The organism is Sorangium sp. So ce381 (assembly GCF_051473845.1).
Classification (GTDB): domain Bacteria; phylum Myxococcota_A; class Polyangia; order Polyangiales; family Polyangiaceae; genus Sorangium; species Sorangium atrum.
The window spans coordinates 6109237-6134480 of record NZ_CP150336.1 but is presented as its reverse complement, the minus strand read 5'-3'; the positions used below and the strand labels follow the sequence as shown (position 1 = coordinate 6134480).

Annotated in this window: 18 protein-coding genes; 8 read left to right on the top strand and 10 right to left on the bottom strand. The window is 70.0% G+C overall.

Features of this window, described 5'->3' with window-relative positions; translation table 11 throughout:
* Positions 1-53 precede the first annotated feature (53 nt).
* Both WMF29_RS22765 and WMF29_RS22760 read left to right on the top strand, forming a co-directional pair.
* Positions 54-872, top strand: a complete 819-nt coding sequence (locus WMF29_RS22765; protein WP_437330851.1) for a HugZ family protein — start codon at positions 54-56, stop codon at positions 870-872.
* Between the two features lie 156 nt (positions 873-1028).
* Positions 1029-1949 (top strand): hypothetical protein, encoded by a 921-nt coding sequence (locus WMF29_RS22760; RefSeq protein ID WP_437330850.1) that lies wholly within the window; start codon positions 1029-1031, stop codon positions 1947-1949.
* Between the two features lie 53 nt (positions 1950-2002).
* Here the strand turns inward: WMF29_RS22760 and WMF29_RS22755 are convergent, their stop codons facing one another.
* Entirely contained in the window at positions 2003-3295 is a 1293-nt protein-coding gene (locus WMF29_RS22755; protein WP_437330849.1) for a PAS domain S-box protein, read from the bottom strand.
* Between the two features lie 316 nt (positions 3296-3611).
* Between WMF29_RS22755 and WMF29_RS22750 the strand changes: the two genes are divergently transcribed.
* Together WMF29_RS22750 and WMF29_RS22745 are read left to right on the top strand one after the other, a co-directional pair.
* On the top strand, positions 3612-4790 hold the full coding sequence (locus tag WMF29_RS22750) for a lysylphosphatidylglycerol synthase transmembrane domain-containing protein (protein ID WP_437330848.1): 1179 nt from the start codon (positions 3612-3614) through the stop codon (positions 4788-4790).
* Between the two features lie 350 nt (positions 4791-5140).
* Complete coding sequence (locus WMF29_RS22745) at positions 5141-9133, top strand: chemotaxis protein CheB (RefSeq protein WP_437330847.1); 3993 nt, start codon at positions 5141-5143, stop codon at positions 9131-9133.
* 75 nt (positions 9134-9208) lie between these two features.
* Here the strand turns inward: WMF29_RS22745 and WMF29_RS22740 are convergent, their stop codons facing one another.
* From WMF29_RS22740 to WMF29_RS22725, 4 genes are all read right to left on the bottom strand, one after another.
* The gene (locus tag WMF29_RS22740; protein WP_437330846.1) at positions 9209-9433 is read right to left on the bottom strand and encodes a hypothetical protein; all 225 of its coding nucleotides are present in this window, start codon (positions 9431-9433) and stop codon (positions 9209-9211) included.
* A 16-nt stretch (positions 9434-9449) separates the two neighbouring features.
* Positions 9450-10646 carry a hypothetical protein gene (locus WMF29_RS22735; protein WP_437330845.1) on the bottom strand — a complete coding sequence of 399 codons (1197 nt, stop codon included), beginning with the start codon at positions 10644-10646 and terminating at the stop codon, positions 9450-9452.
* 279 nt (positions 10647-10925) lie between these two features.
* Entirely contained in the window at positions 10926-11480 is a 555-nt protein-coding gene (locus tag WMF29_RS22730) for a hypothetical protein (protein WP_437330844.1), read from the bottom strand.
* Positions 11481-11732: 252 nt separating this feature from the next.
* The gene (locus WMF29_RS22725) at positions 11733-12803 is read right to left on the bottom strand and encodes a lactonase family protein (protein ID WP_437330843.1); all 1071 of its coding nucleotides are present in this window, start codon (positions 12801-12803) and stop codon (positions 11733-11735) included.
* Positions 12804-13000: 197 nt separating this feature from the next.
* Here WMF29_RS22725 and WMF29_RS22720 point away from each other — a divergent pair, with 197 nt between their 5' ends.
* Positions 13001-13561 carry a hypothetical protein gene (locus WMF29_RS22720; RefSeq protein WP_437330842.1) on the top strand — a complete coding sequence of 187 codons (561 nt, stop codon included), beginning with the start codon at positions 13001-13003 and terminating at the stop codon, positions 13559-13561.
* Between the two features lie 188 nt (positions 13562-13749).
* Here the strand turns inward: WMF29_RS22720 and WMF29_RS22715 are convergent, their stop codons facing one another.
* Together WMF29_RS22715 and WMF29_RS22710 are read right to left on the bottom strand one after the other, a co-directional pair.
* Positions 13750-14514 carry a CAP domain-containing protein gene (locus WMF29_RS22715; RefSeq protein ID WP_437330841.1) on the bottom strand — a complete coding sequence of 255 codons (765 nt, stop codon included), beginning with the start codon at positions 14512-14514 and terminating at the stop codon, positions 13750-13752.
* 536 nt (positions 14515-15050) lie between these two features.
* Positions 15051-16352 carry an extracellular catalytic domain type 1 short-chain-length polyhydroxyalkanoate depolymerase gene (locus tag WMF29_RS22710; RefSeq protein WP_437330840.1) on the bottom strand — a complete coding sequence of 434 codons (1302 nt, stop codon included), beginning with the start codon at positions 16350-16352 and terminating at the stop codon, positions 15051-15053.
* Between the two features lie 475 nt (positions 16353-16827).
* Between WMF29_RS22710 and WMF29_RS22705 the strand changes: the two genes are divergently transcribed.
* The 3 genes from WMF29_RS22705 to WMF29_RS22695 are packed head-to-tail and all read left to right on the top strand — an operon-like array spanning position 16828 to position 20145.
* Complete coding sequence (locus WMF29_RS22705; RefSeq protein WP_437330839.1) at positions 16828-18342, top strand: serine/threonine-protein kinase; 1515 nt, start codon at positions 16828-16830, stop codon at positions 18340-18342.
* The gene (locus WMF29_RS22700) at positions 18332-19324 is read left to right on the top strand and encodes a hypothetical protein (protein ID WP_437330838.1); all 993 of its coding nucleotides are present in this window, start codon (positions 18332-18334) and stop codon (positions 19322-19324) included. Before WMF29_RS22705 ends, WMF29_RS22700 begins: the two co-directional genes overlap by 11 nt.
* Complete coding sequence (locus tag WMF29_RS22695; protein ID WP_437330837.1) at positions 19324-20145, top strand: hypothetical protein; 822 nt, start codon at positions 19324-19326, stop codon at positions 20143-20145. The genes WMF29_RS22700 and WMF29_RS22695 overlap by 1 nt, the downstream gene beginning before the upstream one ends.
* Before the next feature lie 146 nt (positions 20146-20291).
* On the opposite strand, the gene WMF29_RS22690 is transcribed toward WMF29_RS22695, so the two are convergent.
* From WMF29_RS22690 to WMF29_RS22680, 3 genes are all read right to left on the bottom strand, one after another.
* On the bottom strand, positions 20292-22082 hold the full coding sequence (locus WMF29_RS22690; RefSeq protein WP_437330836.1) for a trypsin-like serine peptidase: 1791 nt from the start codon (positions 22080-22082) through the stop codon (positions 20292-20294).
* Positions 22083-22371: 289 nt separating this feature from the next.
* Entirely contained in the window at positions 22372-23544 is a 1173-nt protein-coding gene (locus tag WMF29_RS22685; protein WP_437330835.1) for a peptide-N-glycosidase F-related protein, read from the bottom strand.
* 176 nt (positions 23545-23720) lie between these two features.
* Positions 23721-25187 carry a hypothetical protein gene (locus WMF29_RS22680; protein WP_437330834.1) on the bottom strand — a complete coding sequence of 489 codons (1467 nt, stop codon included), beginning with the start codon at positions 25185-25187 and terminating at the stop codon, positions 23721-23723.
* Positions 25188-25244 lie beyond the last annotated feature (57 nt).

Here is a 25244-nt window from a genome sequence, read left to right as displayed (position 1 = left end):
GCGGCGCGGCGCCCCGGTTCCTCCGGCCCTCCCGGCGTGCTACCCGCCCTTCCATGTCGACGAGCACAGACCACGGCCGCCCCGGCGCCGGCCCGGAGCCGGCGGCGGATCCACCGCTCCAGGGCGCGAAGGCGCCGAGCCACGCCGAGCGCTGCCGCACGCTGGCGCAGCGGGCCCGCGCCGCCACGCTGTGCACGCTCGCGCGGGATCCCGCCGGCTATCCGTACGGCTCGCTCGTCGCCGTCACCGTGGACGGTCACGGGCGCCCGCTGCTGCTGCTGTCGGCGCTCGCCGAGCACACAGGCAACCTCAAGGTCCGCGCCGAGGCGTCGCTGCTCCTCGCCGAGCCCGCCGAGGGCCTGGCCGACCCGCTGGCGCTCGGCCGCGTGACCCTGATGGGCCCGTGCCGCCCGCTCGAAGGCGCCGAGGCGGCCGCCGCCCGGACGAGCTTCCTCGCGGCGCACCCGCGCGCGTCGTACTACGTCGATTTCACTGACTTTTCTTTCTACCGGCTCGACCCGGTGTCGATCCGCTACGTCGGCGGCTTCGGCCGCATGTCCTGGGTCGAGGCCGACGCATACGCGGCCGCCGAGCCCGATCCGCTCGCCGCCGACGCCGCGGGCATCCTCGAGCACATGAACACCGATCACGCCGACGCGGTCCTCGCGTACGCGAAGGTCCTCGCCGGCATCAAGGACGCCACCGGCGCGACGATGACCTCGGTCGATCGTTACGGCTTCGAGCTGGATGTCATTACGCCGGCGGGGCCGAAGGCGGCGCGCCTCCCGTTCGGCGCGCCGGTCTCGACGACGGACGAGGTGCGGAAGGCGATGGTGTCGCTGGTGCGCGAGGCGCGCGGCCGCACCGCCTAGCGGCGCGCCGCGCGGGCGTTGCCCTGCCGCCGCTGGCGCGGGGGAGGCCGCCGTCCGCCATGGCGGCGCCAGCCCCGAAGCGCGCCGCGCCCCCCCGGCACCCGGCTGATTTCGGCGACTCGCTCCCTGGTACGCGATCTGCCGAGGTCGCGCTGCATGGGAGACGCCGACATCACGTTGCGCCACATCGCCCGGAGGTGCCCCGGGGACCTGACGCGCGTCTTTGTCCCCGAGGGCAGGCCGGTCGAGGTCCTCGGCTGGATCGACACGCAGGTCACGAAGCTCGAGCGGCGCCTCGACAAGGCGCTGCGCATGCGCGTCGGCGACGAGCCGCGCGTGCTGCACGTCGAGTTCTGCTTCGCGTGGCGCGACGAAGTGCCCGACCAGATGTTCGAGTACCTCGGCTTCCTCTTCGCCGCGCTTCGGCGCGAGGCCCCCGGAGAGCCGGTGCCGCCCATCGAGAGCGTCGCCGTGGTCCTCTCGGGCCGCAGGCAGCGCCTGCCCGCGACAGGGACGCGCCGCACCGCCTGGCGCGAGCGGCAGTTCAGCGGCGCGCGCTTCCGCATCGACGCGGTCTACCAGCGCACGGTCGCCGAGCTCAGGGCGCGCGGCAGCGTGTTCTGGCTCGTGTTCGCCCCGCTTGCCCGGGACGCCTCCGCCGCCGCGATGCGGGAGGTCGTCGCGGAGATCCACGCGCGGGTGGCGACCGGCGAGGAGCGGGTCGAGTTATATACAGCGCTCCTCGTCATGGCGGCCATCGACCCCTGGGGGCACAATCTGCGGAAGGAGATCGTCATGCTGATGGACGACAGGGAAACGGAGAAGGACCTGCTCTGGAGCGTACCGTGGATGAGAGAGGCGCTCGACGAGCGCGTGCGGGAGGCCGAGCAGCAGGCCATCGCCCAGCTGCTCGGCCGCCTCTTCGCGCGGCGGGTCGGGCGCCGGCCCACAGCCGAGGAGGAGCGCTCGATCGTCGAGCGCGCACAGGCCATCGGGCTGGGCGATTTCGACGATGCCCTGCTCGATCTCGACGGCGATGCGCTGGTGCGCTGGCTCGCCGAGCCGATCCGCCGCTGACCCGAGCGCGATCCTGACGGCGACACCTCGCTGGGGAGGCGCTCTGCAGCCCGTCACCCGTCGCGGCGCCGCGGGCCGCCCGACCTCCTCCCGACGCCGCGGCGAGAGCGCCCCAGCGCGTGGTGGAGCCCGCTCTGGAGCGAGCTCAGCGTGACGATCTCCCGGAGGTCGATGCCGATGCTCACCATCGTCTGCGCCACCTCGGGGCCGACGCCGGTGAGGATGACCTCCGCGCCGAGCAGCTTGACCGCCTGGGCCGCCCTGATCAGCGAGTCCGCGATCTCGGCGTCCACCACCGGCACGCCGGTGACGTCGAGGATCACCGTGACCGCGCGCTGCGCCACCACCCCCTGGAGCAAGCGCTCCAGCAGCTGCTCGATGCGCACCCGGTCGAGCCGCCCGACGAGGGGCATCACCAGGATCCCCGCGTCGAGCGGGATGAGCGGCGTCGAGAGCTCCCGGATGGTCGCCTCCTGCGCGTCGATCATCTGCGCTTGAAGCGCCGCGCGCTCCGCCTCGGCCCGCCGGAGCTCGGTCACGTCGTACCCCTCGGCGATCAGGAGGACGCTCTGGCCCAGCGTGTCGAGGATCGGCTTCATCTTGAGGTCGAGCGTCGCCACGCGCCCGCCGGGCCCGTGGATCTGGACCTCGCACGACGACGGCGCGCCCGCCGCTGCCCGGCGGACGCACTCCTTGATCCGCTCCCCTGCGCTCGCTCCGCCGACCCAGAACGGCGCCTGCCAGAGCGGCCCGCCGCGCGCTTCGCCCGGCCGCGCCCCGGTGAAATCGGCCATCGTCCGGTTGCACTCGATCAGGTCCCCGTGCGGCGTGAGCAGGCCGATGAACATCGAGGTCTCGTCGAAGATCGCCCGGAACTTCTGCTCGCTCTCGCGCAGCGCCTGCTCGCGCCTCAGCTGCTCCGTGAGGGGCCGCGAGAAGGCAGAGAAGAACTGCTCATCACCGCTCTGGACGAGGTGAGAGCTGACCTCGACGTCGATCATGTGGCCGTCCTTGTGGCGGTGCCTCGCGAGGAAGCGGAGCGACCCCTTGGCCTTGATCTCCTCGATGACCATGGTGACCTCGTGCGGCGGCCGCGGGTCGATCTCGCCGATGTTCATCGTCAGGAGCTCGCTCCGGTCGTAACCCACGATGCCGGCGAAGGATGGATTGCAGTCGAGGATCTCGCCGTTCAACCCGACGACGTGGAACCCCTCGACGGCCGCTTGCAGGATGAGCCGCGTCCGCTCCTCCCGGCGCCCCAGCTGCTCATGGAGCCTGTCGATCTCCTTTCGCAATCCGGCGTTCTCCACCCGGAGCCGCTCGATGCTGTCCTGATCCGTCGCCACGTTCGCTCTTCCTTCCATCCTTCCGGCCGCCCCCCTCCCACCCCGCCGAGGAGCCGCTCTCCGCTCCAGCGCGTCTCCAGCGAACCAGGAAGATAGCCGATCCCCGCGTCACGCCGCGCGTTCGTCGGCTGCTCGAGCGCGTCGGACGCGGTCGACCGGAGCGGACGAGCTCGACGCACGGCCGCGCGTGTCGCGGCGTGCCGCGGCGTGTCGCCGCGGCGTTGCGCCCACGACATCAGCGCGCGACGCGCCTGCGCGATACGAGCATGCGCCCTCGGCCTCAGGCCCTCGGCCGGCGCCGGAGCGCGAACGTGCGATGACTCTCTTTGCCCCTGACGCTGCCCCTGACGCTGCCCCTGACGCTGCCCCTGACGCTGCCCGTGACGCCCACGATGAGCCTGTCCCCGGGGCGCGAGCCCGCCCGGGCGCGGGCGCCGTCGCGCTGAGGTGGCTCGGGGTCGCCATCGCGGCGGCGGCGCTCTGGAGCACGCTGCGCGGCGCGGATCTCCCGAGCGTCGCGGCGCTCATCGCCTCGGTGGGGGCGCCGATGATGGCGCTCGCCCTGGTCCCTAACCTCGTCGCGCGGCTCTTCCAGGCCGAGGCGAGCCGGCGCGTCTTCGACACGGGCAACCCCGCGTCCGGGCGGCCGGCGCCGTTCTCCCGGTACCTCGCGCTCACGCTGTCGACCGAGGCGCTCAACATGAGCGTCCCCGCCGGCGCTGCCCTCTCCGAGTCGGTCACGTTCTATCTGCTGCACCGGTGGTGCGGGATCCCGGGGCCGCAGGCCGTCGCCGGCATCGCGGCGCGCAGGGCGCTGATCGTCCTCGCGAACGCCGCCTACGTGGCGATCGCCATCGCGCTCGGCTTCGGCCACCTGGAGCGCGCCTCGCGCCCCCTGATCGGCGGGCCGGGGCTCCCGTGGCTCGTGGTCCTCTCGGGGCTCGGCCTGCTCGCCGTGGCGCTCGCGCTCGCGGGCGCGCTCCTCTCGGGCACGGTCGCGTCTCGGGTCTTCGCGTGGCTCAAGCGCCTGCCCGGCCAGCGCGTGAAGGCCTATATCGACGCGAGGGCCGCGGCCTTCTCCGCGGCCGACCGGCATGCGGCCGCGCTCGGGGAGCGCCGCTCCGCGCTCGCGGCGGCGGCGCTGCTGCTGCTCGGGATGTGGCTCGCCGAGGGCGCCGAGACGTACTTCTTCCTCCGGCTCCTCGGGGTCGACGTCTCGCTCCCCGAGGTCCTCTCGTTCGAGGTCGTCCTCGCGCTCCTCCGCGCCGCCGCCTTCATGGTGCCTGCCGGGCTCGGCGTGCAGGACGCCGGCTATGTCGCCTTCCTGACCGCGCTCGGCGTACCCGCCGCCGCCACGGTGGGCGCCGCCTTCGTCCTCATCAAGAGAGCCAAGGAGCTCGTGTGGATAGCGCTCGGCCTGCTCGTGTTCTTCGGCGGCCGGGCGGCGTTCCGCCCCGCGCCCGCCCCCATGGCGGGAAGCGAGGCGACGAGATGATGAGACGACTTCTTCGTCCGCCGCGGCGTCCGGCCGGAGAAGGTCGTCGTCACCGGGATACCGACCTTCTGACGAACCCCGCCTGAGAGGGAGCCTCGCTCCCTGCGCGCGAGCACCGCCGTCCCTGAGCCGTTGCGAGGCCGCAAGACTCACACGGGGCGCGCAGCGAGGCAATTTGCCACACATCCGACGCCCGCCCGCCGGCTGAATTCGGCGGATTTTGGCCCAGGTGAAGGCGCTCGCCAGCGGCCCCAGCCTGGGCACGCTTGCTGCCGTCGAGGTCGGTCATGTCGACCGAGCGCGAGGTGCGCGATGCCACAAAGACAAGAACCCGCACAGTCCGGCCAGAGGTGGCGCCTTACGTAGTAGGAATCGGCGCTTCGGCGGGGGGGCTCGAGGCGCTCGAGCACTTCTTCGAGAACATCCCGAAGGAGAGCGGGATGGCCTTCGTCGTGGTCCAGCACCTGTCGCCGGACTTCAAGAGCCTGATGGACGAGATCCTCGGGCGCCGCACCGAGCTGCCCATTCACCTCGTCGAGAACGGCATGATGGTCGAGCCCGATCACGTCTATCTGATCCCGCCGAAGAAGGAGATGATCATCTCCGGCGACCGCCTCCTCCTGAGCGAGAGGGATCGCGACCAGGAGCTCGCGCTGCCCATCGACGTGTTCTTTCGATCCCTCGCGCAGGACTGCGGCCCGCGGGCGATCGCCGTGGTCCTCTCCGGGGGTGGCAGCGACGGCTCACGGGGGATCCGCGCGGTCCACGACGCGGGCGGGCTGGTCGTCGTGCAGGACGTCGACAGCGCGCAGTTCGACGGGATGCCGAAGACCGCGCGAGACGCCGGTGTGGCCGACTGCGTCCTGCCTCCCCAGGACATGCCGCGCGTCCTCCTCGATCACGTGAGGTCCAAGGGGCGTAGCCCGGAGCGGGACGCGGTCAGGGTCGATCAGGGGATGAGCGCTGTCTACAGGATGCTCGAGGAGCAGTTCGGCATCGACTTCACGCACTACAAACCGAGCACGGTCACCCGGCGCATCGAGCGGCGGATCCAGCTCGCGCATACGGACGACATTGAACAGTACGTCAAGCGCTTGAAGAGCAAGTCGAGCGAGCTCGACGTGCTCTACCGTGATCTCCTCATCGGCGTGACGCGCTTCTTCCGGAACGAGGAAGCGTTCGGCATCCTCGAGCGCTCGGTGCTCCCCGAGCTCCTGCGCGCGGGACCGCAGGACGCCCCGTTCCGCGTGTGGGTCGCCGGCTGCGCGACGGGCGAAGAGGTCTATTCGCTCGCCATCCTCCTCCACGAGCTCACGTCAGGGGGTGGCCACCGCCCGTTCAAGGTCTTCGCGACCGACGTGCACCATGGATCGCTCGAGATCGCGACGCGCGGGCTCTACGAGGAAGAGGCGGTGGTGAACGTCTCGCCCGAGCGCCTCGAGCGGTATTTCATCCGGCGCGGACGCAGCTACCAGGTTGTCCCCGATCTCCGCCAGTCGGTGGTCTTCGCCCACCACAACGTGATCAAGGACGCGCCGTTCACGCGCGTCGACTTCATCAGCTGCCGCAACGTGCTCATCTACCTTCAGCCGGCGGTGCAGCAGAAGGTCCTGAGCCTCTTTCACTTCGCGCTCAACCGCGGGGGCGTGGTCTTCCTCGGGCCCAGCGAGACGCCGGGGCACCTCGGGCACGACTTCGAGATCGTCGACAAGCAATGGCGGATCTACCGGAAGTACAGCGACCGGCGGATGCAGGTCGAGCCCCGCTTTCAGCCGGTATCGCCGAAGGTCCGGAGCGCCCCGCGCTCGGGGATCGCCGCGCCCGTCGCGCGCCACCCGGCGTCGTACCTGCTCGGGACCTACGACGCGCTGCTCGACGAGTTCATGCCTCCGAGCCTCCTCGTCAATGACACAGGGGAGCTCGTCCACGCGTTCGGCGGCGCGAGCCGGTTCCTGAAGGTCAAGGATGGCAGACAGGGGCTCGACGCCTTCGAGATGCTGGACTGCGACCTCAAGATGGTGCTGACGGGGGGCCTCCGGCGCGTCATCAAGGAGCGCACGGCGATCGTGTTCAAGGGGGTGCAAGCGGAGGGAGGCACCTACCAGGTCACGATGCGCCGGGTCGAGAGCCGACGAGGCACCTTGCCCCACGTCCTCATCACCTTCGACGCGATCGACGGGGCGCCGCGCAGGGCGGCGATGCCGGTGAAGGAGATCGACCTGGACGACGTGTCGCGCGAGCAGCTCGGCGCGCTCGAGGCGGAGCTCGGTTACACGAAGCAGACCTTGCAGGCGATGACCGAGCAGCTCGAGGCGAGCAACGAAGAGCTGCAGGCCGCGAACGAGGAGCTCCTCGCTTCCAACGAGGAGCTGCAGAGCACGAACGAGGAGCTCCAGAGCGTCAACGAGGAGCTCTACTCGGTGAACGCGGAGTACCAGCGGAAGATCGCCGATCTCACCGAGCTCGGAAACGACATGGAGAACCTCCTGTCGAGCACGGACATCGGCACCATCTTCCTCGACAGGGAGCTCAAGATCAGGAAATTCACGCCGCAGATCGCGGAGAGCTTCAACCTGCTCTTGCAGGACGTCGGCAGGCCGATCGAGACGTTCACGTATGCGGTCGACCACCCGGAGCTCACCGCGGATCTCAAGCGCGTGCTCGCGACGGGGGAGCGTGTGGAGCGCGAGCTGCGCGACCGGCACGGTCGCTCGTTCTTTCTTCGCATCCTCCCCTACCGTGCCAAGGGCACCATCGCGGGGGTCGTGCTCACGCTCATCGACGTGAGCGGCCTGAAGGCGGCGGAGGACGCGCTCTTCCACGAGCGCTATCTCCTGAACAGCCTGCTCCGCAGCGTGCCCGACGCGATCTACTTCAAGGACGCGCGCGGCCGGTTCATTCGCACGAACAACGCCATGGCGGAGCGCCTCGGCCTCTCCGATCCAGGCGAAGCGGCGGGCAAGACAGGCTTCGAGCTGCCTGGGTACGAGGCGGCGCTCGCCGTTCACCAGCAGGACGAGGTGGTGCTGCGGACCGGCGAGGCGCAGCATTACAAGCTGGAGAAGCGCGTGCGGCAGGATGGCGTCGTGGAGTGGGACCTCGTCACGCGGCTCCCGCTCATCGACGCGGCGCGCCACATCGTGGGTATCATCGGGATCTTCAGGAGCGTCACCGCGCAAAAGCGATCGGAGGAGCAGATCAAGGACGCCGTGCGCAGGCGCGACGAGTTCCTCGCCATGCTGTCGCACGAGCTGCGGAACCCTCTTGGCGCGATCGTCCACGCCACGGCGCTGCTCAAGGAAGACTGCTCCGCGCCTTCCGGCGCGTCCGGGATCGACGAGAAGGTCGTCCAGATCCTCGAGCGTCAGTCCGCGCAGATGGCGCGCCTGCTCGACGATCTGCTGGAGGCGAGCCGCGTCACGCAGAACAAGATCGAGCTTCGAAAGCGCGTGCTCGACCTCGGCACGGTGGTGAAGGACGCCGCCGACGCGGTCAAGAACCTCATGGACACGCGCGGCGTCGATTTCTCGGTCGTGGTCGATCCCGAGCCGATCTGGGTCGAGGGCGACCCTGCGCGGCTCCAGCAGGTTCACGTGAACCTGCTCAACAACGCTGCGAAGTACACCTCGCGAGGGGGTCATGTCACCCTGGAGGCCAAGCGAATGGACGGACACGCGGTGGTCCGCGTGAAGGACGACGGCGTCGGGATCCCGAAGGAGATGCTCGACACGGTGTTCGAGCTCTTCGTGCAATCGAGCCGCACCCTGGACCGATCGGCGGGGGGGCTCGGCGTGGGGCTCACCCTCGTCCGAGGCCTCGTCGAAAAGCACGGCGGCACCGTGAGCGCGCGGAGCGAGGGAGAGGGCAAAGGGTGCGAGTTCGAGGTGCGGCTGCCGATCTCCGAGCCGCCATCCGAGCAGGAGGCGGCGCGCGGCTCGCTCCTCGGGAAGCTCCCCAGGAGATCGCGGATCGTCGTCGTGGAGGACAACGACGACGGCCGCGAGGCGCTCTGCGCGCTCCTGACGCGCGCCGGGTTCGAGTGCCATTCGGCGAATCACGGGATCTCGGGGATCGAGCTCATGGACGAGGTGCTCCCGCACGTGGCCATCGTGGACATCGGGCTTCCGGGGATCGACGGCCTCGAGTTCGCGCGCCGCGTTCGAGAGAAGCCCCAGCACAAGAACGTCTATCTGATCGCGCTCACCGGCTACGGGCAGCAGGGCGACCGCGAGAGGGCGCGTGGAGCCGGGTTTGACGAGCACCTCGTGAAGCCCGTCGATCTCGGCACGCTCAAGCGGCTGCTCGCCGAAGGCGAGCCGGTGACGGGCGAGAGCGGCGCCTGATGCGCTCGACCCGGGCCCATGTCGCGGCGCCCGGGCTGCTCCGCGGGGTAGGGCCGGGCGCCGCCCTGGAGACGGTCATTCGAAGGCGATCGACCAGCCGTTCGAGCCGCAGCACTCGAAGGAGATCTGCCCGTCGTCACCGCCGCCGCCGACCATGCGGAGCGTGGCCTGGCTGGACACGACGCCGCTCACCGCGAAGCTCGTATCGCAAGCGGCGGTGACCTCGAGGGGAGTCGGCCCGTCGAAGGTCACCACGAAGTCGGCGGTCTCGCCGTCGTTGCAGCCGACCGAGATACCCACGCTCGCGATCGCGTGCTCACCGCCGAGACAGCCGGACGACGCTGCTGCCGAAGTTCTCGGCGCCGTCGAAGGCGCCGTTGCCGGTCAGGAGGTAAACGCTGCCGTCAGCGTCGACGCTCACCCCCTGTCCAGCCATCCAGATGCCGCCCGCCCAGCCGCCGGGCGTGTCGTTCCAGACCGCGCGCTGCTCCAGCGTCGCCGCGTCGTGGGCGAGGACCCAGCCGTGGTAAGGCCCGGTGTCGCAGTAGCCGGCGAAGGCGATGTAGATCATGCCGTTCGCGAGCGTGAGCGCCGGCCTCTGGTTCTCGATCGCCGGGTCGAACACGAGGGTGCCGTCCACGCTGCCGTCACCGGTGCCCGGCGCGCTGGCCTCGAGGACGACCGGGCTGTTCGGCCGTTCCGCGCCGGTGGCGAGGTCGAGCGCGCGCAGCCGATAGACCTGCTCGCCGCCGTTCTCCTTGGTCTTGGCGACCGCGTAGATCGTGCCCGTCGCGTCGTCGATCACGGGCGTGCTCAGGATGCCGATGTTGCCGCTGATGTCCCGGTAAACCCCGCACGCCTGGCCGACGTCGAGGTGGTCGACCGGCGTCACGCCGTTCGCCGGATCGTTGAAGTTGACGTGCCAGAGCGGCTCGCCGGCCTGCGGGTCGCGGGCGTCGAACGCGTAGACCGAGTTGTTCATCGTGGCGACGTAGACGACGTCGCGCGTGCCCTGGCCGGGGATGGCCACGCCGGGCACGTAGAGCGGCTGCGCGTAGATCTGGTCGTCGACGGCGCGCCGGAACAGGAGCCCGAACTGGCGCGCGTTCACGTTCTCGGTGGTGAGCGTGGTCTCGGCGAGGTTCGCTCCCGTGCGCTCGTTGTCGTTGTGGAACGTGAGGACGCGCGTGCTGCCCGGCGCGGCGCCGCCGCCTCCGCCACCCTGCTCCCCCGCTCCAGCGGCGCCGCCCTCGCCGCCCTCGCCGGCTCCGGTGCCGCCCTCGTTGGCTCCGCCTCCGGCGCCGCCCTCGTTGGCTCCGCCTCCGGCGCCGCCCTCGTTGGCTCCGCCTCCGGCGCCGCCCGCGCCCGGGACCTGGGCCGGCGACACGACCTCTGGAGCGACGCACGACGCGGCCGCGGCGCCGAGCGCCAGGGAGAGCCCGAGCGCGGTGATGGACGTGAGATGTCGGCGCCGGGCGCCCATGCGCCGGCCTGTGGAGAGCGAGCTTGCCATGACGAGCCTTTCGATCAAGTCGGACCGAAGCGCGCCGGACGGGGCGGGCCGCGATGGCCCCGGACATCCGGCGATCGACGGACGGCCGGCAGATGCGCAGCGGTGGATGCGCGCCTCCGGCTCATGAATGCACCCGGCTCATCCGTCCTTCATGTCATAGCGCTCATCCGTGTCGTTTTCGTGACACCGGCGCCGGTCGCGCCGCGGCGCGGGCGCGCCGTCGGCGAGGCGACATGAGCCCTCGCGTGAGCGTGGAGCTCCTACGAAGCGCACGGCGGGTCAGAGGCACTCGACGAGGCCGTCGTAGAGCGATCTGTCCGTTCCAGGGAGCGCCGCGTTGATCGCCCGACCTGACGGCGCCGAGAGCGCCTCGACGAGGTCGGTCACGGCGGTGTCCGGGGCGACGGGCATCTCGCAGAGGAAGATCCTCGCGTCCACCTCCACATCGCCCGTGGAAGGCACGATCTCCTCGTTGCTCGCGGCGAGGACCCACACGCAGCTGCCTATCGTCCCGGCGCGCTCCTCGACGGAGCAACGGAGTCGAAGCGGCATGTAGTTCGTGAAATCGCCTTCGCAGAACGTGTCGCCGCACACGACATCGAAGTCGTCGTTCAGCTCGCGAAGCAGCCCGTACCAGGCGTCGATCTCGGCCGAGCTCGTGAAGTACGACTCGGCGTCGACGAAGCTCTTCGCGCCTGTCGAGCTGGCCGGCGCCGCTGCGTCGTCGTGCTGCGGAGTGGCGCTCTCCGGCGGCTCCGGGGCGCCGCCTTGCGCGGCGGAGCAGGCGAGCGCGAGGACAGGGAGAAGCATGGACATGGCATGATGAACCGACATGGGTGCCTCCATCCGAGCGCGGCGCGTGACGCCGGCTCGGGCCAACACGCCGCTTCCGGGCCTCGCGCTGTCCCGCAACGGCGGGACCAGCGCGAGGTCGGACCTCGCGGCGTTCTGGTGGGCACGTAGTGCGAGCGGTGTGCCGCGGCCTTTTTGCCGGATCTTCTGGCCCTCTCCGCGCTCCGGGACCTGGCGGCCGCCACGCGCGGCGCCAGTTCCGCCAGCTCGGGGCCATCGCGCGCGGCGTTCAGATCAAGGGAAGCTCAGGATCTCCACCCAGTGAGGACCGCGGCCCACCGCGTACGACGTCGAGGAGGTGAGCCGGCCGCTCTCGCGGTCGATCGCGTGCACGCGCACGGCATGCGAGACCTGCCCGGCGGCGACGAGCCAGCGGCCGCCGGGGTCGATCCCGAAGCCGCGCGGCTGCTGTTCCGTGGACGCGTGCGAGACCAGGCTCAGGCGGCCGGTCTGCGCATCGACGCTGAAGCCGGCCAGCGTGCTGGAGGTGCGCTCCGACGTGTAGAGGAAGCGGCCGTCGGGCGTGAGGTGCAGGTCGGCCGCCCAGGGCTTGCCAGAGAACCCCTCGGGCAGCGTGGAGAGGCTCTGCACCGGCGCCAGCGTCCCGCGCTCGGCGTCGAAGGCCAGGATGTCGACGCTCGCGTCCAGCTCGTTGAGCAGGTAGACGAAGCGCCCGTCGGGAGAGAACACGAGGTGGCGCGGGCCGGCCTGCGGACGCACCGGCAGCGCCTGTGGATCGTTGGGCGTGAGCCGGCCAGTGGCCGCGTCGAAGCGCCACTGCACCACCACATCCGAGCCGAGGGCGCTGACGAAGACGTAGCGGTTCGACGGGTCCACCAGCGTGGCATGCGCGTGGCGGCCGGTGAGCGACACCGCAGCTGGCTCGCCCACCGCGCCGTCGCTGCCGAGCGGGCTGATGCTGGTCATGTGACCGCCATAGGAGGCGCCGAAGAGATGGCGCCCGCTGCGATCGGTGATGAGGTGGGACATCCTGTCGGGCAGCGGAGCGGTCGAGAGCGGCGTGAGCCGCCCGCTCGCCGCATCGAGCGCGAAGCCCTGCACCGCGTGGGGCTCGGTGCGCAGCGCGACGTAGAGGAAGCGCCGGTCCGGTGAGACCGCCAGCGGGCCGGCCTGGCCTTCGATGCCGACGGCCTGCACCGGCGCCAGCGACCCGTCGGCGGGGTCCAGGCGCAGCACCGAGATCTCGCAGCTCTCGGCGTTGGAGACGTAGACGTAGGTGGCGGCTCGGGTCATCGCGGTGAAGAGGCTGGAGGCGAGCGCCAGTATCCACCATCGGGCCGGCATCGCGCCACCGATCCCGCGCCGGGCGGCGCGCCTCCGCGAGCCGGGGCAGTCCAGGATCCGGCAGCTCGACGAGCCGCAAGGGCGTGAGGCGCGGATGCGCGAGAGGTGACGGCAGAGGTGAAAACCCCGTGGACGAATCGTGCTAGGACCGGCACGATGGTCTGTCTCGGTGGTTGGGCGCGGAGGTGCAAGGTCCGATGCTGAAATGGCTGCTCGTCGGGCTCGTGGTGTTCCTGATCTACCGGTTCGCGATGAAGCGGCCGCGTTACGGTCGGATGTTCTCGCCGGACCACCTGATCGAGCTCTCGCGCGGGCTCGGCCGCGCCAAGGACACCGCGCTCAGGCGCACCGGGGAGGGCCCGCCCGCGGACCCGTTCGCCGAGGGCAATGCGTTCATCACGTCCGCCGACATCGCCGTGGTGTATACCGTCGCGGAGGCCGGCAAGGACGGACGCGAGCACCACGTCTCGCTCTCGTTTCGCGGCGGCGCGCTCGCTCGTGCTGCCGCGGGGTTCCTTGCCGCCGCGATCTGCCGATTGCTCGGCCTGGGGGAGATGCAGCGCGTGCTCGCGGTCTCGAACAGCGGCGTCTACCACCTGATCTTTCAGGTCTCCTCCGCGGACGAGGCACGATTCGCAGCGCAATCCGTCCAGAAGCTCGACGATGCGTCGGCGCGGAGGCTCGTCGGCGTAGCCATCGAGGATCGGGGCCCGCTGCTCTCGCGGCTCGGCAAGCTCGACGTCAAGATCCCGAAATGATGCTCTTGCTTCTCGACCTCCCTGTCGTGCGCTGACCGGCCGCGCCGTCAATTGCCGTCGGATACACCCCATGAAGACCCCTGGGCCTCGATCGCGTCGAGCAGCGACGCCGTGGAGGGATGGGTGGCGACCAGGGAATCGACCAGGGTTCGGGCGCTGGTCCACTGCCCCGCGTCGACGAGGAGCCTCTACTCGCAGTCGACGAACACGACATCGTAGGCGATGGTCGCCGAGATTCCGGAGACGCTCACGGAGTAGGTGTTGCCGGCTTCAGGGTCCCAACCGTTCGGCACGATGCGGATCGCGTTCGTGGAGCCGTAGCGCCCCTGGAGCGGCTCGACGTCGACGGCCAGAGGGGCTCCGCCGCTCGTGATCGTGACCTCGGCGTCCTCGAGCTCGATGTCCTCGCTTTGAATCGACCAGCCGGTGTCGCTGAGGGAGCTCCAGCGGTCGGCATACGCCTGCATCGGGAACACCCCGGGCGGAGGCCAGGCCGTCCACTCCTTGCCTGCGCGCCCCGTCCCTCCGATGTTCTGCATGCAGGAGGCGCCGTTCTTGCCGGTGGAGCCGAGGCCGATCGGACCGAGATCGTTCGCAAGGATGATGCGCCGGTGGCCGAAGGTCGTCTCGTTCCCGGGGTCGATCAGATAGCCCTGAACGCTCGCAACGCCGGGGCCGCTCGAGATGTTGCTCGTCCTCGCGCCGTCCGCGCCTGTCTTCGAGTAGCACTTCCAGCTCTCCGGCGGCTCGTGCGAGAGCGAGTTGTTCGCGTCCATCATGAGCGCGCAGGCCTGGGCCTGAGCGTCGCGGGTGGGCTCGGTCACGACCGGGGGCAAATCCGCCAGCCAGCGGTACAGGTTGAAGAGCCGGAGCGCGTTCGCTCGACCCTCGGCAGAGATGTCTCCCGGGTCGCACTCGGGATCGAGCGAGCCGCTCCACGTGCCTTCGCTCATGTCGGCCGTGTCGGCGTTGAAGCGCGCGCAGGTGCCCTCCGGCGAGCGATCGCCCGTCTCGGGCGTCGACCCTCCCGAACCCCCCGATGCCGTGCCTGCCGAGCCGCCTTCCCCTGCGCCTGTGCTGACCGCTGACGAACCTCCCGTAGAGCTGCCGCCAGTTCCTTGGGCGCTCGAGGCGCCCGAGCTTGAACCCACGCTGCCGCTGCTCGCGGCCGCTCCACCCGTCCCGCCCGAACCGCCGGCTGGCGGTGAGCCGCCCGATGAACCTGGCGTGCCAGGACCGGCATCTTCGCTGCTGCAGGACGCGGCGGCCGCGACGAGGAGCGCCGTCGATGCGACGAGTCGAAAGCGAGTGAAAGCCGTCTTCATGATGAGAGAAGGAAATCCAAACGCCCCGGAAACGTCAAGCCCCGATTGCGGGACCTGCGCCGGGTTGACAGGACGTCTTTCGACGCGATCCGCTTCCTTCCTGAAAGGAGGCGGGGAGCTCCCGGATCCATCGGTCGACCCTGGAGCTGAACGGTGAGTCCGTCTTACGCCGCAGATCGGCGACGACGGCGGGCCAGAGCGCCAAGCCCTGCCACGAGCAATCCGACGAGCGCGCCGCCGGGCAGCTGACCCCTGGAGGCCACGTTGAAGCTGCACCCACCGTCGTCCGACGCGCTGTCGCCGCCTGTCGTGGTCGGATCGCTGTCTCCGGAAGCGGTGCTTCCACCCGCGTTGCTCGTCGAGCCGCCCGTGGTGGCTCCGCTGGTGCCTTGCGCCGCGCCTCCGGTGGTCGCTCCGCTACTAGTCGCTCCGCTGCTAGCAGCGCTGCCGCTCGCGTTGCCACCTGCGCCTGAAGTGGCGCCGTTTGCGCTGCCACCTTCGCCACCTGCGCCGGAGGCGCTGCTGCCTCCGCCCGACGCGTCGCTGCCTCCGGTGCCATCACCGCCGCCCGCGCCTTCTCCGGTGGACGGAGGGTCCATATCCAGCCCGAAGAAGCGCACGGCGTCGGCCCACAAGCCTCGCCCCGAGAGATCGTGCGGGGCGCCTTGCGCGGAGTTCGTCTCCAGGACGAGCGTCCCCGCAGCATTCGTGTAAGAGGCCCGACTCCAGGTGTCCGAGGAGCCCTTGAAGCTGCTCGTCTTGCTGTCGGACTGACTCAGACCCAGGACGTTCGTCCACTGCGCGATCTCGGCAGGAAAATTCGGGTCGTAGGTGAGGGTGGTGTCAGCCGTTCCGTGCCAGAGCTGAATCCGAGGCCGTGCGCCCGTGAAGTTCGGGCTCGCCTTGCGCACGATGTCACCCCACTGGGCAGCGGTCCTGTTGGCAGGGGTCGTCCAGCCATAGGCGTTGCCTCCCGTCCAGGCGCCAGCGGGAACACCAGCCAGCACCGAACCCCCGGCGAACACGTCGGGGTAGGCAGCGAGGAGCGCGTTCGTCATGCAAGCGCCGGAGGACGCCCCCGCAGCGAAGACCCGGGTCGGATCGGCGTGGTGCTGTGTGATGGCGTACTGGACCATCTTGGTGATGGCCTCTCGCTCACCGCTGCGCGCGGGCGTTGCGTCAAAGCAGTTGCCGCCTGCTTGCGGAGTGATGATGAGGAAGCCGTGCTGATCCGCCAGACCCTGGAACCAGCCATGAGCGTTTCCTGCGTTCCCGCTGCAGTAGTGCAGCGAGACCACGATCCCCGGCGAAGCGTCGACCTTGTCCGGGACGTAGAGGTCCATGGGCGTGTTCCCGCCGTAGTTGACCCGGGTCTGCCACGAAGCCGCCAGTGACGGCGAAATCGCGAGCAATACAGTTGCGAGGGAAGCGGCGGCGGGCGCGACGAATCGAAGGGTGGTGGTCATTGGCTATCTCGCTATCGCTATGTCAATAACAGTCGACGAGTAGAGCGGAAATCACGACGGACCGAACTCCGAACTGTCGCTTCCGATCCTGATGTGAATTGCCGCGGTGCGGCTTCCATGTGTGAGAGCATTTGTATCATGTTTTGAGGCAAGCCGAGGCGCGTAGTCGAGGTAAGCCCCGATTGCTGGGCGAGGAGGCGTGTCGTTTCGTAACAATCCGTGGGGGTGTGTCGTTTCGTAACAATCGGTGGAAGGAATGGAAGGGCCCTTCAGCGCCGCGGCCATCGCTGAAGATCGGGTCGTCGTCGCTCTGCTCCCGGCGGGTCGCGACGAGTCAGGGTTGAGCGACCGCGACAGGGCAGCATGGGCCAAACCATGGCAGCGCTGCCCGGCCGAGGCCGGTGCAGTGGAAAATTGCATGAGCCTCTGACCATGGCGTGGCATAGTGGATGCCCTTCTGCTGCCCTGGCCTGCCATGTCGAGCCCCGACGAGACCACGATTGCCCCCGGGGATGTCCTCCTCGGCAAGTATCTCGTGGAGAGCGTCCTCGGACGGGGCGCCATGGGGCTCGTCGTTGCCGCGCGCCACCTCGCCCTCGACGAGCGCGTCGCGATCAAGGTGCTGTTGCCGAAGTACGTGCGGGATCCGGAGATCCTCCAGCGCTTTCTGAGGGAGGGGCGCGCCGCCGTGCGCGTTCGCAGCCAGCACGTCGTGCGCGTCGCCGACGTCGGCACGCTCGAGAGCGGCGCGCCGTACATGGTGATGGATCACCTCGAGGGGAGGGACCTCGCCGCCGTGCTCGCGGAGAGCGGCCGCCTCGCGGTGCCCGTTGCCGTCGAGCTCGTGCTCCAGGCCTGCGAGGCGCTCGCGGAGGCGCACGCGCAAGGCATCGTCCACCGGGACGTGAAGCCGAGCAACCTGTTCGTCACGCGGAACGCGGACGGTTCGCCGTGCGTCAAGGTGCTCGACTTCGGGATCTCCAAGATGACGCACGCGGAGGACCACGCGTTGACGCGGGTGGGGGGAGTGCTCGGCTCGCCCCTCTACATGTCCCCCGAGCAGCTCCGCTCCTCGAGCGACGTCGACGGCCGCGCGGACATCTATTCGCTGGGCGTCGTCCTCTTCGAGCTGCTCACGGGGCGGACGCCGTTCTTCGCGCAGGAGCTCGCGCAGCTTGTCTACCTGGTCACGCAGGGGGAGCCGCAGAGGCCGCGCGCCCTCCGCCCGGACCTCCCGGAGCCGCTGGAGCAGGTGATCCTCGCGGCGATCGCGCGCGATCGCGATCGCCGGTTCCCGACGGTCGCGGATCTCGCGCTCGCGCTCGTGCCGTTCGCCCCGCCGCACGCGCGCGCGGCGGCCGAGCGCCTCTTCGGCGCGCTGCGCGGCGCGCTCCCGGCCGGGACCCTGACGCCCGGGGCTCCTCGCGTGGCGCCGGCGGTCACGGCGGCCGGGGCGACCCTGCCCGCGGCGACCGTGCCCCTCGACGGGGGAGCGCTCACGATCGCGCCGCTCGGTACGACGAACCGCAAGCCAGCGTCGCGCGATAGGCGCGCCGCTTCGATCGCGATCGGGATCGGGCTTGCGGTCGTGAGCGGCGGCCTGCTCCTCTGGCGCCTGCCGGACCGGGCCCCGCGCGACATCGAGCGCGAGGCCGCGTCGGCGGCCGGCCCGCAGGGCGCGGTTCCGGAGCCGCGTCCCGCGCAGCCGGGCGCCGCGCCGGACGCTGCCGTCGAGCCTGCCGCCAGCGCCGCGCCGGACACGGCCGTCGCCGCGGCCGCCAGCGCCGCGCCGGACGCGGCCGCCGGTGCCGCGCCGTCCAGCGCCGCGCCCGGCGCGTCGGCCGAAAGGCCGCCGCCCGAGGCGCGCGCCCCCGCCCCCGCCGCGCAGAGGCCCGCGAGGCCGGGCGGCTCGGCGCAGCCGGCGAAGCGCGGCGCGCCGCAGGTGAAGCGGCCCTCCAGCACCGACCCGTTCTCGCGCGATGTCTTCTGATACCTTCGCCGACACGATGGCGCCGCCGCAGACGAAGAGCCGACCGAAGCGCGGGCGCGCCGCGCGCCTCTGCGCGATCGGCATCGGCCTGGCGGCGGCGATCGCGGGAGGGCGCGCGGCGAGGGCCGAGGACAAGGCGGGCGCCGTGGCGCTGTTCCGCGAGGCGGGAGCGCTCGTCGACGCTGGCCAGGCGTCGCGCGCCTGCCCCAAGTACGAGGAGAGCCTGCGCCTCTACGACAGCGTCAACACCCGCTATTTCCTCGCCGATTGCTACGAGCGCATCGGCAAGATGGCCTCCGCGTGGGCGCAGTTCCTCGAGGTCGCCGCGCGGGTGCACGCGAGCGGCGACCGCGCGAAGGAGGCGAAGGCGCGCGAGCGCGCGGCGGCCGTCCAGCCGAAGGTCTCTCGCCTCTCGGTGGTCGTCGAGGCCGCGAGCACGCCGGGCCTCGAGGTGAAGCGCGACGGCACGCCGGTCGGCCCCGGCCAGTGGGGCGTGCCCATGCCGGTCGACGCAGGGACCCACGTCATCCAGGCGAGCGCGCCGGGCAAGCGGGTCTGGACGGCGCAGGTCGAGGTGAAGCCGGGCGGCGTGACCTCGACCCTCGTCGTGCGCCCTCTGGAGGACGACCCTGCATCGACGGACGCGGGCGGCGCGGGGGATGGGCGCCGCACGATCGCGCTCGTCACGGCAGGCGCAGGGGTCGTGGGTGTGGGCGTCGGGGCGGCGCTCGGCTTCGCGGCAAAGTCGAGGTTCGACGAGTCGCGCCCGTTCTGCAACGGCGACCGCTGCGATCGGCGCGGCATGGACATCCGCGGCAGCGCCGTGGCGCGCGCGAACGTCGCGACCGTGGTCTTCGGCGTCGGCCTCGCGGCCATCGCCGGCGGCGGCGTGCTGTGGCTCACGGCGAAGAGCTCGACCCAGGGCGTGTCGCTCGGGCTTTCGCCCGCGGTGGGCGGAGCGCTCGTACAAGGCAGCTTCTGATGCGCTTCCAGGTGCTCACGGTCGCTCTCTGCGCGTCGGTGGTGCTGAACGGGTGCGGCCTCGTCCTTGGCATCTCGCCCGGCGAGTACGACCCCGATCCGTTTGGCCTCGCTGGGGGGGCCGGGGGAGCCGGCGGCTCGGACGAGGGTAGGGGCGGCGCCGGCGGCTCGGACGAGGGTAGGGGCGGCGCCGGCGGATCGGGCGGCTCGGACGCGGAGCCCGAGCTCCCTGCCTGCACCGCGCTCCTCGACGACCTGGAGGACGGCGACGGCGCGATCGTCCGGTGCAAGGACCGTGTCGGCAGCTGGTACACGTACAACGACGGCACCCGGGGCGGCACGCAGACCCCTCTGCCCGGCCGCCCGTTCGTACCGGTCTCGCCCGGGCACGGCCCGAGCGAGTACGCCGCTCACGTCGCGGGGAGCGGCTTCGTCTCGAGGGGGGCCGGCATGGGGTTCGATCTGAACCTCGCCCCAGGGGGCGCGAAGCTCACCTACGACGCTTCTGCCTACTCGGGCCTGACCTTCTGGGCCAAGGCGGCAGCGCCGACGCACATCTACGTGAATTTCCCCGACCGCAACACCGATCGCGAGGGCGGCGTGTGTGAAGGCACAGGCTGCGGCGACCACTTCGGTGAGGGGATCGACATCACGACCGAATGGGCGCAGTACACGGTCATGTTCGATATCCTCAGCACGGACGGCTGGGGTGTGCCTGCGCCCCCGGCCTTCGACGCTGCGCACGCTTACTCGATCGAGTTCCACACGGCGAAGTCGACCGTGTTCGACATGCTCGTGGACGACATCGCGTTCGTCCCGTGACTGTGATTCGACTCGGCCGTTCCCAGGTAGGTTATCGCGCCTGACAAAGCCTCCCGTCACCAGGCGGTCGAGGGCTCGGGGCACGAAGCCCGCCCCCCACCGTCGCTCACCGTCGTCGTCGTGGTCGTGGTCGTGCCGGCGTCGCGTCACATCGCGGTGATCGCGATGTTGTCGACGAGGACCGGATCTCCGGTCGTGACGCGGATCTGCAGGTTGTTGTCGTCCGACGGCGGGGTGAACGACGCCGAGCAGGTGGTGCTCCAGGCGCTCGAGGGCGAGAAGCTCGTCCACATCACCTGGGCGCCGCCGCTCACGACGCGGAGCTCGGCCTGGGAAGACCCGCTCGAGGCGGTCCTGCGCGCGTCGAAGCAGATCTGGTACGGCCGCCCCGCCGCCAGCGCGAGCTGGCGGTTGCGCACCGGATAGCCCGTCGCGCTCTGCGTCACGCGGACCGCCCAGTTGGGCGCGCCCGTCACCCGCCCGTCAGGGACCACCTGCGCCCGGCTCCCGTCGATGTCGTTGCGCCAGTTCGTGCGCTTGTCGAAGGTGTCGAAGTTCATGACCGCGGTGCTCTTCACCACGCTCGGCGCGGACACGAGGATGTCCGCGGTCCCGTACACGCCGAGCCCGAGCGTGAGCCCGTCGGACGGGGCGTTCACCTCGAACGTGTGCATCTGCCAGCCCGAACCCACGGTGTTCGCCACGTACTCGCCCCCGACCCACGTCGCGCCGCTCTTCAGCCCCACCCACAGCGAGCTCGAGTACTGGCTCGCCTGCGTGTAGGTCATGAGCGTGATCCGGTAGCTGCCCGCGGCCAGGTTCAGCTTGCCGTGCGAGAGCGCGTCGACGTAGCCCGCGCCGGTCGTGCGGTTGATGCGCGCCCACCGGTTCGCCACGTCGAGGCTCGCGAGCGCGGTGAGGTCCCAGAGCGCGTTGCGGCGCTGGCTGTCGAAGCCGAGGTTGTACCAGTCGCGCCGGGCCTCGCCGCGCAGCCGCTCGAGGTCGCGCTGGATGTCGAACTCCCAGTCGAGCTCCTTGTCCGCCCAGCCGTAGTAGTTGGCCGGGGTGAGGCCGAGGCTCGTGACGAGCGAGACGTTGACCGTGGGGCCCTGGGCCGCCGGGTCGAAGCTCGGGTTGATGTACCCCCAGTAGAGCAGATCGCGCATCGAGAGCGCGTTGCGGCCCCAGCACCCGGCGGAGCACGCCGTGGAGAGCGGGGCGATGAGCATCTTGCCGTTCGCCGCGTTGAAATGGGGCGAGCCGCTCATGCCCCCTTCTCCCCAGACGTTCATCTCGACGCCGGTGTTCGGCGCCGAGGACGGGGTGAACCAGTGCCCCGCGCCTGTGACGCTCGTGACCTGGCCGTTCGCGTACATGCGCGTGTCGAAGGGGAGGCTGCCGTTCTGCTGGTTGTTCGCCGAGATGCTGTAGATCTGCTGTCCGACGACGGGCGGCGACACGTCGAAATCGACGTAGCCATACTTGTCGCCCGGGTTCTCGCCGGCGGCGTTCGGCCAGCAGAAGAAGAGCACGCCGTCCGTGTCGTTGAACGTCTGCTCCATCGCGTCGCACGTGAAGGCCTCCGTGTCCGACGTGGCCGTGCTGCCGTTCCGGTACGTCCGGAAGGTGATGGTCGTCGGCCCGCCCCCGCAGTGGGCCGCGCTGAAGAAGACGTTCGGGCCGATCATCACGCCGTTGCAGTAGCCGCCCAGCGACGCCTCGGCGAACTGGCTCACCGCGATGTCCGGGTTCACGGTGTAGAGGCTTGCGGCGTTGACGATCCGCTGGTTCGGGCTGAGCGTCATCTCGGCGGCGAGCGCGCTCTCGGCCTCTCCGACCGGCTCATCGTCGAGCTCATCGACGCCGGCTGTCGCGGCGCAGCCGGTGGTGATCAGGATGCCGAGGAACGGTGCGGTGCGGAAGAGGTGCTTCGACATGATCGTCTCCATGGCTCCTGCGCTCTCGCGCGGCGCCGCGGCGCTGGTGGGCTGACACGCAGCGACGCGCCTGGGTCGCTGTGCGTTCGAGGCCCGGCCAAGCAATCGACGTACCGCCCGCGAGCCGCGGAATTCGCGCTGCCTTTGGCGAGTTTGTCGCGCGGCCGTCGCACCGCGCAGCGCGGGTGTGGCCTGCGTGGCCACAGCTCGATCTGCAGCCCCGGCCCGAGACATCGAGCACGACGACGGCGCCGCGACGCGGGCCGTCGAGAGAGTCAAAGAGACGAGTTCACTGAGCCTGCACGTAGAGCGAGAACGGGAAATTGCCCTCCCCGCCGACGAAGGTCGCGTCGGGGACGTCGATCACGAATTCGTGCATGCCGGCGCTCGCGGCCCCCCACGGGACGATCCGGGTGTCGATCGCGTCGCCGGGGCACCAGTTGCTGAACGACTGCCACGCTGCGTCCGACCGCGGGGACCGCCCGTAGATGCCGTTGCCCTGGGTGTTGTACTTGCGAAACGGCTCGCACGACGTGCGCCCGGGCTTGTACTGCAAGGCCAGCTCGCCGTCGACGTACACGTAGTGCTCGCGGCGAATATACTCCTCGCCGCCCTCGTTGGCGCCGTGGTTCGACGTGATCAGCACGAGCTGCGCGTTCTGTGTGTCTGCCGGCAGCTCGAAGCGGACGGTCTTGCGGGTCGTGCCGACCTTGTCGCTGGCGCCCGTCGCGTAATTGTTGAAATCTTCGCTGATCGCCAGCGGCAGCAGGACGCTGAAGTCCTGGGCCTCCTTCGTGCTGTCGGTGTACAACAGCAGCGATCCGAGCTGCGTGTCATTGCGACCGGCGCAGCCGGGGATCTCGTCGTTCGCGGCGTAAGGCACGCCGAAGATGCCCAGCTCGAGCCAGACATCGTGATCGGCCAGGATGTCGGCGTCTTTCAAGATCGGTACGAGGTTGCTGGCCTCCCATTCGTAGGGGACCGTCGTCGGCTGCTTGTTCATGTCCATGAACGGCGTGACGAACCGCGCGACCTCGATCCGGTCGACCTCGCCGGGAACGTAGGTCTGGGCGCCCTTGGGGACCAGCGCCAGGTTGACCGAGCCGAGTCGGTCGTAGTTGTCGCACAGCGCTCCCACGACCACGCGGACCTTCAGGGTGGTTTGGACCTTGGCGAGCAGCTCGTCGGTCAACCTGGTCGCAACCAGCGAGTTGTTGTGGCGGATCACGCCGTCCGGGATCGGCTCGTCGACCTTCTCGGCGTAGCCGTCGTAGAACACGACGTTCTCAAGCACCGGGACCTCCTCGGGGTCCCGCGGCGGCACGCCACCGCTTCCTCCACTGCCGCCGCTGCCATCGCTGCCGCCAGCGGCGCCGGCGCCGCCAGCGCCTGCGCTGGTCCCGGTCGCTCCGCTCGTGCTCCCGGTGCTCTCGGAGGTCCCGGTGCCTCCGCCAGCGCCCACGTCAGAGGGCTGTTCCTCCGTGCACGCGGCGAGCAGGGCCAACGGACAGAGGCATAGGATCGCGCGACGCAGGGTGCGGCCGAAGGTCATGCGCCGCAGGTTACGCCGCCGCGCCAGCGTGGTGTAGACAAACCTGCGCAGCCGAGTGAACGCGTTGGATCTGTTGGTCTTTTGGCTCAGTCGCAGGTGTCGCCCGGGTAGTTGCCCCTCACCTCGAGGGTGGCCGTGCCGGGTTCGATTTGACCGGCGACGGCCCAGGCCTGGCAGCTCGGAAGCGACGTATTGTCCGTGATCGAGAGCCTTTGGACCACGGTCTCGAGCGAGCCGAGCGCCGCGATGTTCGTGAGCGCCGGATTTTGCGTGACCAGGAGCGAGGGGACCGAGGTCAGATTGTCGAGGCCCGAGAGGGAGACCAGTCGACCGTTGTCGATGATGTAGATGGTTCTGGTCGCGGCCTCGATCATTTCGAGTCCGGTGAGGTCGCTCAGGTTCGGATTTCTCATGACCCCCACGGTCTCGAGGACGTGATTGTCGGGGTTGAGACCGGTGAGGCTCTGGAGATTTGCGTTGTCGGTGACGGAGAGCTCCACGTCGATCTTGGCGTTCTCGAGGCCCTCGAGGTTCGTTACGCCCGTTTCATGGATCGTAACGATGCCTGCTCGCGTCAAGTTGCTCAGGGTTCGGAGGGACGTGATGCTCGGCTGGTTGAGGATCAGAATGGCTCCGATGCTCGTGAGTTCCTGCAAGCCATCGATGTTCGTGAGCGAGGCGTTGCGGTGCAAATAGAGCTCGTCTAACTCGACGCCCGCGAGCGCGTCGATGTTTTCGAGAGAATCGTTCTTGCTCACGCGAAGCAGGCTTATCTTGCTCATGTTGTGCAGGCCGGAGAGATCGCGGAGTTTGTCGTTGATGTCGATGACTACCTCGACTCCGCGCGTGAGACCGTGGAGGCCGGCGATGCTCAGCAGCTCGCGATTCTCGCTGACGTAAAGCTGATCGCGGACCTCGGTCAGTGACGACAGGGCGTCGAGGTTCGTGAGGGAGTTATTTCTGACGATCGAGAAGCTGGCGGCTCGCTCCACTCGGAGACCGTCGAGGCTCTCGAGCGCCGGGTTGTCCATGATGGCGAGCTGTCGCGCGTCCGTGATGCCAAGGCCGTCCAGGCTCTCGAGCCGTTGATTCCCGACGATGTCGAGGTAGTTCGATTCCTCGACGTAGAGCTCGAGGCCGTGGAGATCGAGCAGGGCGGCGTTCTCGGCGATGCTGAAGTAGCGGCCCACGTGCCGAAGTCCTTGGAGGCCTGAAAGGGAGCGCAAGGCTTGGGCGTTTTTGACGGTGAGGTCTTTCGTGACCACCTGCAGCCGTTCGAGCCCCGTCAGATCCTCGAGCGAGTCGCTCGTGATCTCGACGATGTCCGCCCCGGTCAGGCACTTGAGGTGCTGGAGGTCCTCGACGGTGCCGGCGATCGCGACGTTACCCGCGCTGTGAATGAGCGGCAGCGCGTCGAGCTGCGCCTGGGTTTTCACCTCGATTGGAGCGAGATAGGCGACGGAGTCCGCGCATTCCGGAACGGTCGGCTTGCCTGGGAGGCTCCCTCCTCCGCCTTCGCCGCCTCCCGTGCCACCGCCGCCGGTGGGCAGCATACCGCCGCCTCCGCCCGCGGCGCCAGCTCCGCTCGTACCCGTCGAGGCGGCGCCCCC

What these genes read in the sequence shown, in the direction of transcription:
- WMF29_RS22750 (WP_437330848.1), top strand. Translation starts at nt 3,612, where the DNA reads ATGACTCTCTTTGCCCCTGACGCTGCCCCTGACGCTGCCCCTGACGCT.
- WMF29_RS22715 (WP_437330841.1), bottom strand. Translation starts at nt 14,514, where the DNA reads ATGAGCGAAGGCACGTGGAGCGGCTCGCTCGATCCCGAGTGCGACCCG.
- WMF29_RS22695 (WP_437330837.1), top strand. Translation starts at nt 19,324, where the DNA reads ATGCGCTTCCAGGTGCTCACGGTCGCTCTCTGCGCGTCGGTGGTGCTG.
- WMF29_RS22735 (WP_437330845.1), bottom strand. Translation starts at nt 10,646, where the DNA reads ATGGCAAGCTCGCTCTCCACAGGCCGGCGCATGGGCGCCCGGCGCCGA.
- WMF29_RS22725 (WP_437330843.1), bottom strand. Translation starts at nt 12,803, where the DNA reads ATGCCGGCCCGATGGTGGATACTGGCGCTCGCCTCCAGCCTCTTCACC.
- WMF29_RS22680 (WP_437330834.1), bottom strand. Translation starts at nt 25,187, where the DNA reads ATGCTGCCCACCGGCGGCGGTGGCACGGGAGGCGGCGAAGGCGGAGGA.
- WMF29_RS22765 (WP_437330851.1), top strand. Translation starts at nt 54, where the DNA reads ATGTCGACGAGCACAGACCACGGCCGCCCCGGCGCCGGCCCGGAGCCG.
- WMF29_RS22720 (WP_437330842.1), top strand. Translation starts at nt 13,001, where the DNA reads ATGCTGAAATGGCTGCTCGTCGGGCTCGTGGTGTTCCTGATCTACCGG.
- WMF29_RS22690 (WP_437330836.1), bottom strand. Translation starts at nt 22,082, where the DNA reads ATGTCGAAGCACCTCTTCCGCACCGCACCGTTCCTCGGCATCCTGATC.
- WMF29_RS22760 (WP_437330850.1), top strand. Translation starts at nt 1,029, where the DNA reads ATGGGAGACGCCGACATCACGTTGCGCCACATCGCCCGGAGGTGCCCC.
- WMF29_RS22705 (WP_437330839.1), top strand. Translation starts at nt 16,828, where the DNA reads ATGTCGAGCCCCGACGAGACCACGATTGCCCCCGGGGATGTCCTCCTC.
- WMF29_RS22710 (WP_437330840.1), bottom strand. Translation starts at nt 16,352, where the DNA reads ATGACCACCACCCTTCGATTCGTCGCGCCCGCCGCCGCTTCCCTCGCA.
- WMF29_RS22700 (WP_437330838.1), top strand. Translation starts at nt 18,332, where the DNA reads ATGTCTTCTGATACCTTCGCCGACACGATGGCGCCGCCGCAGACGAAG.
- WMF29_RS22730 (WP_437330844.1), bottom strand. Translation starts at nt 11,480, where the DNA reads ATGTCGGTTCATCATGCCATGTCCATGCTTCTCCCTGTCCTCGCGCTC.